At 68.9% G+C, this 12,464-nt stretch carries 10 protein-coding genes; 6 read left to right on the forward strand and 4 right to left on the reverse strand.

What is annotated here, in order from left to right:
* The first annotated feature begins 91 nt into the window (after positions 1 to 91).
* Complete coding sequence (locus ACTWQO_RS36175) at positions 92 to 2,326, forward strand: protein kinase domain-containing protein (protein WP_443241620.1); 2,235 nt, start codon at positions 92 to 94, stop codon at positions 2,324 to 2,326.
* 18 nt (positions 2,327 to 2,344) lie between these two features.
* Here ACTWQO_RS36175 and nadA read toward each other — a convergent pair whose 3' ends face one another.
* The gene (gene nadA, locus ACTWQO_RS36180; protein WP_443241621.1) at positions 2,345 to 3,529 is read right to left on the reverse strand and encodes a quinolinate synthase NadA; all 1,185 of its coding nucleotides are present in this window, start codon (positions 3,527 to 3,529) and stop codon (positions 2,345 to 2,347) included.
* 365 nt (positions 3,530 to 3,894) lie between these two features.
* Between nadA and ACTWQO_RS36185 the strand changes: the two genes are divergently transcribed.
* Positions 3,895 to 4,251, forward strand: a complete 357-nt coding sequence (locus ACTWQO_RS36185; RefSeq protein WP_093827773.1) for an iron-sulfur cluster assembly accessory protein — start codon at positions 3,895 to 3,897, stop codon at positions 4,249 to 4,251.
* Between the two features lie 104 nt (positions 4,252 to 4,355).
* Here ACTWQO_RS36185 and ACTWQO_RS36190 read toward each other — a convergent pair whose 3' ends face one another.
* Positions 4,356 to 6,107 carry a hypothetical protein gene (locus tag ACTWQO_RS36190; RefSeq protein WP_443241622.1) on the reverse strand — a complete coding sequence of 584 codons (1,752 nt, stop codon included), beginning with the start codon at positions 6,105 to 6,107 and terminating at the stop codon, positions 4,356 to 4,358.
* Between the two features lie 147 nt (positions 6,108 to 6,254).
* Complete coding sequence (locus tag ACTWQO_RS36195; protein WP_443241623.1) at positions 6,255 to 6,464, reverse strand: hypothetical protein; 210 nt, start codon at positions 6,462 to 6,464, stop codon at positions 6,255 to 6,257.
* A gap of 135 nt (positions 6,465 to 6,599) precedes the next feature.
* Between ACTWQO_RS36195 and ACTWQO_RS36200 the strand changes: the two genes are divergently transcribed.
* Entirely contained in the window at positions 6,600 to 7,574 is a 975-nt protein-coding gene (locus ACTWQO_RS36200; protein ID WP_443241624.1) for a carbohydrate kinase family protein, read from the forward strand.
* 91 nt (positions 7,575 to 7,665) lie between these two features.
* On the opposite strand, the gene ACTWQO_RS36205 is transcribed toward ACTWQO_RS36200, so the two are convergent.
* Positions 7,666 to 9,042, reverse strand: coding sequence for a cysteine desulfurase/sulfurtransferase TusA family protein (locus ACTWQO_RS36205; RefSeq protein ID WP_443241625.1), 1,377 nt, complete (start codon positions 9,040 to 9,042; stop codon positions 7,666 to 7,668).
* A 259-nt stretch (positions 9,043 to 9,301) separates the two neighbouring features.
* Here ACTWQO_RS36205 and ctaC point away from each other — a divergent pair, with 259 nt between their 5' ends.
* Genes ctaC through ACTWQO_RS36220 form a run of 3 tightly spaced genes read left to right on the forward strand, consistent with a single transcriptional unit; the run spans position 9,302 to position 12,389 of the window.
* The gene (gene ctaC / locus ACTWQO_RS36210) at positions 9,302 to 10,261 is read left to right on the forward strand and encodes an aa3-type cytochrome oxidase subunit II (RefSeq protein ID WP_443241626.1); all 960 of its coding nucleotides are present in this window, start codon (positions 9,302 to 9,304) and stop codon (positions 10,259 to 10,261) included.
* Positions 10,258 to 11,994 carry an aa3-type cytochrome oxidase subunit I gene (gene ctaD, locus ACTWQO_RS36215; protein ID WP_443241627.1) on the forward strand — a complete coding sequence of 579 codons (1,737 nt, stop codon included), beginning with the start codon at positions 10,258 to 10,260 and terminating at the stop codon, positions 11,992 to 11,994. Before ctaC ends, ctaD begins: the two co-directional genes overlap by 4 nt.
* On the forward strand, positions 11,991 to 12,389 hold the full coding sequence (locus ACTWQO_RS36220; protein ID WP_443241628.1) for a cytochrome c oxidase subunit 4: 399 nt from the start codon (positions 11,991 to 11,993) through the stop codon (positions 12,387 to 12,389). The genes ctaD and ACTWQO_RS36220 overlap by 4 nt, the downstream gene beginning before the upstream one ends.
* The last annotated feature ends 75 nt before the right edge of the window (positions 12,390 to 12,464 follow it).

The following is a 12,464-nucleotide window of genomic DNA, read 5'->3' on the forward strand; positions in this document are numbered from 1 at the left end:
CCGAACCCCGAAGGTTCGGTCCCCGGCCGCCGCCGTTTTGCCGTTACGTATCCTGTGGCCCGAACTGCTTTGCGGCGAAGGGGATCCGGGCGTGCCACTGCACAAGGATGACCCGAAATCGGTCGGCGGCTACAAGCTCGTGGACCGGCTCGGGGCCGGCGGCATGGGGGTCGTCTACTGGGGCAGATCGCGCTCGGGCCGGGACGTCGCCGTGAAGGTGGTGCACGCCCAGTACGCCGAGGACACCGTCTTCCGCGCCCGGTTCCGGCAGGAGATCGAGGCCGTCCGCAAGGTGAGCGGAGCCTTCACAGCCCCGGTCGTGGACGCCGACCCGGAGGCCGTACGGCCCTGGATGGCGACCCAGTACGTGCCCGGCAGCTCGCTCGCCCAGCGGATCCGCGACCAAGGGGGGCTCCGCGGCACCGAACTGCGGCGGCTGGCCCTGGGGTTGGTGGAGGCGCTGCGGGACATCCACCGGGCAGGGGTCGTGCACCGCGACCTCAAGCCGGCCAATGTCCTGATCGCCGAGGACGGCCCGCGCGTCATCGACTTCGGAATATCCCGTGCGGCCGAGAACCACAACACCCTGACCGAGACCGGCCAGATGATCGGCACCCCGCCCTTCATGTCCCCGGAACAGTTCACCGACGCCCGCACGGTCGGCCCCGCCTCGGACGTCTTCTCGCTCGGGGCGCTGTTGGTGTTCTCGGTCACCGGGCGGGGCCCCTTCGATGCCGACAGCCCCTATCTGACCGCCTTCCGGGTCGTCCACGAGGCGCCCAAGCTGGACGGCGTGGCACAGCCTCTGCGCGCGGTCCTGGAGCGCTGCCTGGCGAAGGAGGCCGCGGACCGTCCCGAACTGGACGAGCTGGCCCAGGAGTTCGCGGACGCCCTGCCCGAAGCGCACCCTGCCGACCCGGCCACCGTGACACTCCGCCGGGATGTGCTGCGGACCGAGGAGACCTCCTCCGGGGCGGACCTGGCGGCGGTGACGAAGCTTCCACGGGTCCGCCGCCGGGGCCGCCGGGTCCGTCCGCTGCTGGCGGCGACCGGAACAGTGGGCGTGCTGGCCCTGGGGCTGATGGGCTACGCAACGTACGGGCCGGGATTCCCGGACAGCCCCCAGGAGGTGAGCCCCTCCCCGGTCGCGGACTCCCGGTGGGCTGCGCCGCCCACCGGCTGGCAGCCCTGGCAGACGACGGCGTACGAGACGGCACAGCGGGGCGAGGCCAAGCCGCTGGGGAAGGAGAGCGGCGCCCCGACCGACGTCACCTGCCGGAGGTACGAGGACGCGGTCTACTGCGCGGGCAACAACATCCTTCCGGTACGTCTGGACGGTCGTACCGGCACCACCGTCTGGCGTGCCTCCCTCGCGTCCGCCGGCTCCGACGAGACAGGGCTGAACAGCTTCACGCTCCTCGGCGTGCGGGACGGCGCGGTGCTCGTCCGGCAGGCCGTCTACGACGGTGCCTCCCTGGCCAGGACCAGCGTCGTCGCCCTCGACACGGAGAGCGGCGAGCAGCTGTGGTCCCGCGACGTGAACGACACGGGCATCGACCAGATGCTCTCCGGCGACCTCGTCCTGACCGTCGACGGCAGCGGCCGGCTGGTGACGGCCCGCTCCCCGCGCACCGGCACCGACCGTTGGACCACGCAGGTGCCCGCCGACAACTACTGCCAGTTCCTGACGGTCGGTTCCGGCCTGTACAGGCACTGCTTCCCGGACGACGAGACCCAGGCGTCCGAGTTCCTGGAGCTGAAGCCGGCCGACGGGTCGGTGGTCCGGCGGCTGAAGATCCCGTACACGACCGGCCTGCTCGGCACCGTCGACGGCAGGCTGGCCTTCGCGGTCGGCACCACAGGACCGACGCACCCCGCGGAGCTGACCTTCGGCACGATCCTGCTGGTCGACCCGGACACCGGCGCCACCACCACGACGAAACTGCCGAAGACCTACGAGGGCGCGGTGACGCTGGCCGCCGACACCCTGTGGATCACCGCGGCCAACGGCCAGGTGACCGCCGTGTCCCCGCTGAGCGGCAAAGAGCTGTGGCAGACCCGGACCGACGCCGAGGGCTCGGGCAAACCCACGTACGACGCCCGCACCCGCACCCTGTATCTGGCCAGCACCAGCGGCCGGGTCGCGGCCCTCGACGCACGCGGGGGCACGCTGCTGTGGGAGACGGGCGCGCGTGCCGAGCAGCTCGCCAGCGGCGACGTGATCAAGTCCGAGGTGCTGTCGTACGGCGGCGCGCTGATCGTGAACACCCCGGACGGCACCGTCTTCAGTCTCGACCCGGCTCACCCCGAGCCGAACTCGGGGTGAGCGCTCCTCGCAACGGTCCTACGGCAGCGCCAGCATCCGCTCCAGCGCCAGCTTCGCGAACGCCTCGGTCTCCTTGTCGACCTCGATCCGGTTGACGAGGTTGCCCTCGGCCAGCGACTCCAGGGCCCAGACCAGGTGGGGCAGGTCGATGCGGTTCATGGTCGAGCAGAAGCAGACCGTCTTGTCGAGGAAGACGATCTCCTTGCCCTCGGGCGCGAAACGGTTCGCCAGCCGGCGTACGAGATTCAGCTCGGTCCCGATGGCCCACTTGGAGCCGGCCGGCGCCGCCTCCAGCGCCTTGATGATGTACTCGGTCGAACCGACGTAGTCCGCCGCCGCCACGACCTCGTTCTTGCACTCGGGGTGGACGAGGACGTTCACGCCGGGGATGCGCTCACGCACGTCGTTCACCGAGTCCAGGCTGAAGCGGCCGTGCACCGAGCAGTGACCCCGCCACAGGATCATCTTGGCGTTGCGCAGCTGCTCCGCCGTCAGCCCGCCGTTCGGCTTGTGCGGGTTGTAGACCACGCAGTCGTCGAGGGACATGCCCATGTCGCGGACGGCGGTGTTGCGGCCGAGGTGCTGGTCCGGCAGGAAGAGCACCTTCTCGCCCTGCTCGAAGGCCCATTCCAGGGCCCGCTGGGCATTGGACGACGTGCAGATCGTGCCGCCGTGCTTGCCCGTGAACGCCTTGATGTCCGCGGACGAGTTCATGTACGACACCGGGACGACCTGCTCGGCTATCCCGGCCTCGGTCAGCACGTCCCAGCACTCGGCGACCTGCTCGGCCGTCGCCATGTCGGCCATGGAGCAGCCGGCGGCGAGGTCCGGCAGGACCACCTTCTGGTCGTCGGAGGTGAGGATGTCCGCCGACTCGGCCATGAAGTGCACACCGCAGAACACGATGTACTCGGCCTCGGGGCGCGCGGCCGCGTCCCGGGCCAGCTTGAACGAGTCACCGGTCACGTCCGCGAACTGGATGACCTCGTCGCGCTGGTAGTGGTGGCCGAGCACGAAGACCTTGCTGCCGAGCTTGGCCTTGGCGGCGCGGGCACGCTCGACCAGGTCCGGGTCGGACGGCGAGGGCAGGTCACCGGGACACTCGACGCCGCGTTCGCTCCTCGGGTCGGCCTCACGGCCGAGGAGCAGCAGGGCGAGGGGCGTCGGCTGTACGTCGAGCTCCTGGGTCTGGGCGGTGGTCACGACACGCACCCTTTCTGTTCTGCGGCTCGCCGGCCCGGGGGCGGGTCGGCGGGACATGCGGGACACCGTTCACCGGCGAGAAGAAGCGACTTCTCGTCGATTTGACGCTATCTATCATAACTGCTTCACGTCAGTTTGACGATGGCCATCGCGTCGATGTGACGTGAATCCCGACACCTTGTCGTCGCATGGCGTTGTCACGTTGTCCGTGCTGCTGTCCACAGGCCGCTGTGCGCTCCCGGGCGCATGTGCGAGCATGAAGAGACAAGCCAAGGGAAATTCTCGGGCGTGCCCGGAATGAATCCGCGGCCGCGCCGGTTGCAACCGTCGGCAAGCAGTCTCCGTACTACCCGGGAGAGATGTAGATGTCCGTATCGGACGAGACCAGCACCGTCACCGACGGCATCATCCTGTCCGACGCCGCCGCGGCGAAGGTCAAGGCCCTGCTCGACCAGGAAGGCCGTGAGGATCTGGCCCTGCGCGTCGCCGTTCAGCCCGGCGGCTGCTCCGGCCTGCGCTACCAGCTCTTCTTCGACGAGCGTTCCCTCGACGGTGACGTGGTCAAGGACTTCGGCGGCGTCAAGGTCGTCACCGACCGCATGAGCGCTCCGTACCTGGGCGGTGCCTCCATCGACTTCGTGGACACCATCGAGAAGCAGGGCTTCACGATCGACAACCCGAACGCGACGGGCTCCTGCGCCTGCGGTGACTCCTTCAGCTAAGCCTCGAGCTTCAGCCAAGCGTCAAGCGTGATGTGAAGGCGGCGGCCCCCTTCGAGGGGGCCGCCGCCTTCACGCTTGTATGCGTCACGCTTGTGTGTGGCAGATCACCGGGTCCCGGACGCCTCCGGCAGCCGCGCCCCCGCCTTCTCCAGCGGGACCGCCTTGCCGTCCGCCCCGACGACCTTCCGGTCGCCCAGCGGCTCGTCCAGCTGGACGGTTTGGTGGTACTCCTTCGCGATCATGATGCAGACCTTGTCCGGCCAGGGCTTCTCGGTCACCGTGACCGTCACCTTGTCGCCGTCCTCGGTCGCCGTCGCCTCGTAGTCGGCGCAGACGCCGCCGGTGAAGGCCACGGTCAGCTCGCTGCCCTCGGCCGTGTAGCCCTGCACCGTCACCTCACGGGGGGCCGGCGCGGCGGTCGGCTCGTCACCGGGCGAGGTCGGCAGCGTGCTGGGCTGCCCGCTCGGCGCGGAAGTCGCCGGCGAGGCCAGGTACTTCGGGTCGACCGCCGGATGCGTCACCGTGAAGGCGTCCTCGGCGCCCGGCGCCCGCACCTCGTACAGCCAGGACGGCACCAGCGCCGGCTGCCCGCCCACGGTGTGCGAGGCCAGCCCGAACACCGCCTTCTCGACGGTGATCGTCTGCTGCGGAGCGCCGCTCTCCGAACCGCACGGCGCCTCCAGCCGGTCCTTCAGCGGTACGGGACTGGCGCATCCGCCGATGCCCATCCGGTGGTCGGCCGCCGGCGCCTTGTTCATCAGGCCCAGCGTCTTCTCGGCGCTCAGCACGGGATACGTGTCCCCCTTCACCGGCGCCTCCAACTGACCGCTGCCGCCCACGACTTCGCCCTCGGCGCCGATCGTCAGTCCGGTCGTCCAGCCGTACGTCGGCATTCCGCCGACCACCGGATCGGCGTTCACCACGCGATGGGCGCCGATGACCTGGCTGGTGTCGAGCTTGGCGTCGTCCTGCCCGACGGCCTTGAGGATCGGCGCGGCTGCCTGCTCGGCGGCCTCGGGGCTCACCGGATCGCCCGCCGGATTGGCGGGGTCCTTGGAACAGACGGTGGTGCTCTCACAGTCGTCCGTCCCGGGCGCGTACCGGTGGAACGTCCATGTACCCGGCGCCGCCTTGTTCACCTGCAGACTCGGTCCCGCCGCGTCCTTCGCGCCCACCGTCCAGGCCTGTCCCTGGGCGACCGGCGCCCCGTCCACGCCCAGTGCGGCAGCCAGTTCGGCCACCTGATCCTCGGTGACCTCACCGTTCACCCGGTACACGGGGGCGGAGTCGGGACCGTCCGGCATCTCACCCTCGGCCTTGTACGTCACCCCGTTCGGGTCGGGCTCGCCCGGCGCGATACCGGCGTTGCCCTCGGAGTACCCGTCGAGCGCGAGCGGCGGGGGAGTGCCGTCGCCGCCGGGGGCCCCGGACGACGTACGGCCGTCCGAACCACCGGACGCGGTGGCGGCGAAGTACGCCCCACCACCGCCGACGAGCAGCACGGCCGCGGCGACGGAGGCGATGGCGACGGGCGAACGCCGCCGAGGGGGCCGTGCCTCGCCGCCCTGTTCGGCGCCGACCAGGTGGAGGTCGGAGGTGTCGGGCGTTTCGGCGCTGGGAGGTGTGGGGTCGAGGGCGTCGGCGCCGGGCGCTTCCGTGCCGGGTGCAGGGTCGGCGCCGGGCGTTTCGGCACCGGGCTCCTCCGCGGCGCCCTCGCCCTTCCCGGCGGTGTCAGTGGCGTCCCGAGTCGTCCCGGCGTCTTCGGCGGCACCGGCGGCGCCCTTCTCCGCCCGTGCCTCCTCCGCGTCCTTGCCGGAGGCGCCCGCGTCGTCGTTGTCGGGTCGCTCGGTGTTCACCGCATCGCTCCTTCACCTGCACAGCTGTCCCTGTTGACCCGGCCCTGCCAATCCGGCGCGGGCGAGGGGTCGTATTCCGCATCCCCTCTACGGGGGACAGCGATGGGACGCAGCGGGGGAGCGCGCGGTTCCCCTGACGGCGCTGAATCAGTCGCCGTAGTCCGACATGGCGTCCAGCAGCCGCGCGGACTTCTTCGGCACGCTCACCCCGTGAATGAGGGACGGGGAGACGGGAACGGCGGCGCTCCGGACCGGAACCGCCCAGTGGGGAGCCATCCGGGCACAGTCGCCGCGCAACGACGCCAGACCGCCTTCCAGATCGACCGGGACCGGAGCATGGACGTCGAGTTTCGTCATAACGGCACCGTAAGCACGTCCGAGTCGGCGAAGAAAGATCTACTATCGGGTAGTTTTGGTCGCTTCAACGTCACCACGCCGACCCGGTAGCGTTAACTGTCAATCCGCCTCCGCATCCGTTGGAGATACCTAGCCGTGCGCATCGCAGTCACCGGCTCCATCGCCACCGACCACCTCATGACCTTCCCCGGCCGCTTCGCGGACCAGCTCGTCGCGGACCAACTGCACACGGTCTCGCTCTCCTTCCTGGTCGACAACCTCGACGTACGCCGGGGCGGGGTCGGCGCGAACATCGCCTTCGGCATGGGCCAGCTCGGCACCAGGCCGATCCTGGTCGGGGCCGCCGGCTTCGACTTCGACGACTACCGCGCCTGGCTCGGCCGGCACGGCGTCGACACCGACTCGGTCCGTATCTCCGAGACGCTGCACACCGCCCGCTTCGTGTGCACCACGGACGCCGACCACAACCAGATCGGCTCCTTCTACACCGGCGCGATGAGCGAGGCCCGCCTCATCGAGCTCAAGACCGTCGCGGACCGCGTCGGCGGCCTCGACCTGGTCCTGATCGGCGCCGACGACCCGGAGGCGATGCTCCGCCACACCGAGGAGTGCCGCTCCCGGTCCATCCCCTTCGCCGCCGACTTCTCCCAGCAGATCGCCCGCATGAACGGCGAGGAGATCCGGATCCTGCTGGACGGGGCGACGTACCTCTTCTCGAACGAGTACGAGAAGGGCCTCATCGAGTCCAAGACCGGCTGGACCGACGCCGAGATCCTCGCCAAGGTCGGCACCCGCGTCACCACCCTCGGCGCGCGCGGCGTCCGCATCGAGCGTGTCGGCGAGGACCCGATCGAGGTCGGCTGCCCCGAGGAGGAGCGCAAGGCCGACCCCACAGGCGTCGGCGACGCCTTCCGCGCCGGTTTCCTCTCCGGTCTCGCCTGGGGTGTCTCCCTGGAGCGCGCCGCGCAGGTCGGCTGCATGCTCGCCACGCTGGTCATCGAGACGGTCGGCACGCAGGAGTACCAGTTGCGCCGGGCGCACTTCATGGACCGCTTCACCAAGGCGTACGGCCATGACGCGGCTGAAGAGGTCAGGGCTCACCTGGGCTGACGTTCGACTACGCGTCTGCCTCGGCGGGTCCGTTGTCGGCTGCGGGTCCGTCGGGGCTGGTCGCGCAGTTCCCCGCGCCCCTTGAGGGTGTTCAGCTCACCCGGCGGACCAAGTACGCGGTGCCGTGGTCCGCCGGCTGTTCTCCTACGTACTCCTGCCCCCGCATCTCGCACCACGCCGGAATGTCCAGCCGTGCGGCCTCGTCGTCCGACAGTACGCGGACCGTGCCGCCGATCGGGACGTCCCCGATGACCTTCGCCAGTTCGATCACGGGGATCGGGCACCGCTTGCCGAGGGCGTCCACGACCAGGACGTCCTCCCGCACGGTCGTCGCGGGCGCCGGCGCCCCCAACTTCTCGCGCACCGCTGCCACCGCCCCCGGCAGCACCTCCAGGAACCGGTCGACGTCCTCCGCCGGAGTCCCGAAGGGCAGTGAAACCCGCACGTTTCCCTCACTCAGCACCCCCATCGCCCTCAGTACATGGCTGGGCGTCAGCGTGCTGCTCGTGCAGGACGACCCGGACGACACGGAAAAACCGGCACGATCCAGCTCGTGCAGCAATGTCTCCCCGTCGACATAAAGACAGGAGAAGGTGACGATCCCGGGCAGCCGCCGTACCGGATCGCCCACCACCTCCACATCGGGCACCGACTCCGCCACCCGAGCCCGGATCCGCTCCGTCAACTCCCGCAGCCGTACCGCCTCCTGCGCCGCCTCCGCCCGCACCGCCCGCAACGAAGCCGCCGCCGCCACGATCCCCGGCAGATTCTCGAACCCGGCCGCCCGCCCCGACTCCCGCTCGTCCACGGGCCCTTGAGCGGCGAACCGCACCCCCTTGCGCACCACGAGCAGCCCAACCCCCGACGGCCCACCCCACTTGTGCGCACTGGCCGCCAGCAACGACCAGTCACCCTCGACCGGCCCCCACCCGAGCGACTGCGCCGCATCCACCAGCAACGGCACCCCCGCCTCCCGGCACAACTCCGCCACAGCGGCAACCGGCTGCTCCGTCCCCACCTCATGGTTGGCCGACTGGAGACAGGCCAGCGCGGTGTCGGGCCGAAGAGCGGCGCCGTACGCCTGAGGCGCCACCACCCCCATCCGGTCCACGGCAACCTGCGTCACCGTCCCGCCGTCCGCCTCATGCGCATCGGCCGAATGGAGCACCGAGGAATGTTCGACCGCTGACACGATCAGGTGACGCCCCACCCGCCGCCGCCCCGCCAACGCCCCCGAGATTCCCGAGTGCACAGCCCGAGTACCCGACGACGTGAACACCAGCTCATCGGGCCGACACCCCACCGCCTCAGCAGCAGCCTCCCGGGCAGCATCCAACAACAACCGAGCCCGCCGCCCCTCGCGGTAGAGCCGGGACGGGTCGGCCCATCCTTCATCCAGGGAGGCCTGCAAGGCCTGCCGGGCAACGGGATGGAGAGGAGCGGCTGAAGCGGCATCAAAGTAGGACACACAGCAACGCTAAACCGCCGCTCACCGCAACGCCGTAAAGGGGCGCGGGGAACTGCGCGACAAGCCCCAACGCACCCGCAGCCGCCAAACCAGCGAACCGCCCGAGTCAGTAGGCACCCCTCCTCGCGAACCGTCAGAGACAGTCGGCTAGGGTTTGGTCCGCATAAACATCCAAACCCCTGCCCGACGCAGGGCGGCGACCGACCAGCGAGAAGGCCGCAGCCAATACGCGCGGGCGAGACTCTCGGGAAGGCGCTACGTGAGTCCCTACGGCTCCGACCGCTCGCCGCGGCGCCCGATGCGGCGGAAGCTGCTGCAGGCACTGACCGCGGGCTTGGTCCTGGCGACTGCAACCGGTTGCACATACGAGGACTTCCCCCGCCTTGGTATGCCCACCCCCACCACCGAAGAGGCTCCGCGGATCCTCTCCCTGTGGCAGGGATCCTGGGCGGCCGCGCTCGCCACCGGCGTGCTGGTCTGGGGCCTGATCCTGTGGAGCACCATCTTCCACCGGCGCAGCCGCACCAAGGTCGAGGTTCCTCCGCAGACTCGGTACAACATGCCGATCGAGGCGCTGTACACGGTGGTCCCGCTCATCATCGTCTCGGTCCTCTTCTACTTCACGGCCCGTGACGAGTCCGAGCTCCTCAGCCTCAAGAAGAAGCCGGACGTCACCGTCAACGTCGTCGGCTACCAGTGGAGCTGGGGCTTCAACTACGTCGAGAACGTCGACGGTTCCTCCGGAGACGCGAAGACCGACAAGAACCTGGCCGCGATCCCGGACCGGTTCAAGGAGGACTTCCCGGCGAACGCCGGCGGTGTCTACGACGTCGGCACGCCCGGCACGCGGAACCCGCAGACCGGCAACCCGGGCCCCACCCTGTGGCTGCCCAAGGGCCAGACGGTCCGCTTCGTCCTCACCTCGCGTGACGTCATCCACTCCTTCTGGGTGGTGCCGTTCCTGATGAAGATGGACGTCATCCCGGGCCACACCAACTCCTTCCAGGTGACCCCCAACAAGGAGGGCACCTTCCTGGGCAAGTGCGCCGAGCTGTGCGGCGTCGACCACTCCCGGATGCTGTTCAACGTGAAGGTCGTCTCCCCTGAGCGCTACGAGCAGCACCTCAAGGACCTCGCCAAGAAGGGGCAGACCGGTTACGTTCCCGCCGGCATCGCGCAGACGAGCCACGAGAAGAACCGGGAGACGAACAACCTGTGAGCATCCTCAACGAACCCCAGGGTGCCGCCGCAGCGGAGTCCCACTACACGGACGAGCTGCCGGTCAGGCGCAAGCAGCCCGGCAACGTCGTGATCAAGTGGCTCACCACCACTGACCACAAGACGATCGGAACGCTCTACCTCGTCACGTCGTTCGCGTTCTTCTGCATCGGTGGCGTGATGGCGCTCTTCATGCGCGCCGAGCTGGCCCGTCCGGGCCTGCAGATCATGTCGAACGAGCAGTTCAACCAGGCGTTCACGATGCACGGCACGATCATGCTGCTGATGTTCGCGACGCCGCTGTTCGCCGGCTTCACGAACTGGATCATGCCGCTGCAGATCGGCGCGCCCGATGTGGCGTTCCCGCGGCTGAACATGTTCGCCTACTGGCTGTACCTGTTCGGCTCGCTGATCGCGGTGGGTGGCTTCCTCACCCCGCAGGGCGCGGCCGACTTCGGCTGGTTCGCCTACTCCCCGCTGTCGGACGCGGTCCGCAGCCCGGGCATCGGCGCCGACCTGTGGATCATGGGCCTGGCCTTCTCCGGCTTCGGCACCATCCTCGGTGCGGTCAACTTCATCACCACCATCATCTGCATGCGCGCCCCGGGCATGACCATGTTCCGCATGCCGATCTTCGTGTGGAACGTGCTGCTGACCGCGGTGCTGGTCCTGCTCGCCTTCCCCGTTCTCGCCGCCGCGCTGTTCGCGCTGGAGGCGGATCGGAAATTCGGGGCACATATCTTCGACTCCGCCAATGGCGGGGCCCTGCTATGGCAACACCTCTTCTGGTTCTTCGGCCATCCAGAGGTGTACATCATCGCGCTGCCATTCTTCGGAATCATTTCCGAAGTCATCCCGGTCTTCTCCCGCAAGCCGATGTTCGGCTACATGGGTCTGATCGGCGCGACCATCGCGATCGCGGGTCTGTCCGTGACGGTGTGGGCCCACCACATGTATGTCACCGGCGGCGTATTGCTCCCGTTCTTCTCCTTCATGACGTTCCTCATCGCCGTACCAACCGGCGTGAAGTTCTTCAACTGGATCGGAACGATGTGGAAGGGCTCCTTGTCCTTCGAGACACCGATGCTCTGGGCGGTCGGCTTCCTGATCACCTTCACCTTCGGTGGTCTGACCGGTGTCATCCTGGCCTCGCCGCCGATGGACTTCCACGTCTCGGACTCGTACTTCGTGGTGGCGCACTTCCACTACGTCGTGTTCGGCACCGTGGTGTTCGCGATGTTCTCCGGCTTCCACTTCTGGTGGCCGAAGTTCACCGGCAAGATGCTCGACGAGCGGCTCGGCAAGATCACGTTCTGGACGCTGTTCGTCGGCTTCCACGGCACCTTCCTGGTCCAGCACTGGCTGGGCGCGGAGGGCATGCCGCGTCGGTACGCGGACTACCTCGCGGCCGACGGCTTCACGGCCCTGAACACGATCTCGACGATCAGCTCGTTCGTGCTCGGCCTGTCGATCCTGCCGTTCTTCTACAACGTGTGGAAGACCGCCAAGTACGGCAAGAAGGTCGAGGTCGACGACCCGTGGGGCTACGGCCGTTCGCTGGAGTGGGCGACGTCCTGCCCGCCGCCGCGGCACAACTTCCTCACCCTGCCGCGGATCCGCAGCGAATCCCCGGCGTTCGACCTGCACCACCCCGAGATCGCCGCTCTCGACCAGCTCGAGAACGCGCCTCACGGTGAGAAGGCTCTCGCGGGCGGCAAGGAGGCCGGCAAGTGAAGATCCAGGGCAAGATGTTCATGTGGCTGAGCGTCTTCGTCCTCGCCATGGCGGTCGTCTATGGCGTGTGGTCGAAGGAGCCGGCCGGTACCACGGCCCTCTTCCTGGCCTTCGGCCTGTGCATCATGATCGGCTTCTACCTGGGCTTCACCGCCCGGCGGGTCGACGCGGGTGCCCAGGACAACAAGGAGGCGGATGTCGCGGACGACGCCGGCGAGGTCGGGTTCTTCAGCCCGCACAGCTGGCAGCCGCTCTCCCTCGCGGTCGGCGGCGCGCTCGCCTTCCTGTCGATCGCGATCGGCTGGTGGCTGATGTACTTCTCGGCACCGCTGATCATGGTGGGCCTGTGGGGCTGGGTCTTCGAGTACTACCGCGGTGAGAACCGCACCCAGTAACACACGCCGAGCGCTCTGGGGCCCGGACACTCCGTCAAGGAGGGTCCGGGCTCCTCCTTTTGCCGCAATCACGTT

The organism is Streptomyces sp. 4N124, assembly GCF_052245395.1.
In the GTDB taxonomy this organism is placed as follows: domain Bacteria; phylum Actinomycetota; class Actinomycetes; order Streptomycetales; family Streptomycetaceae; genus Streptomyces.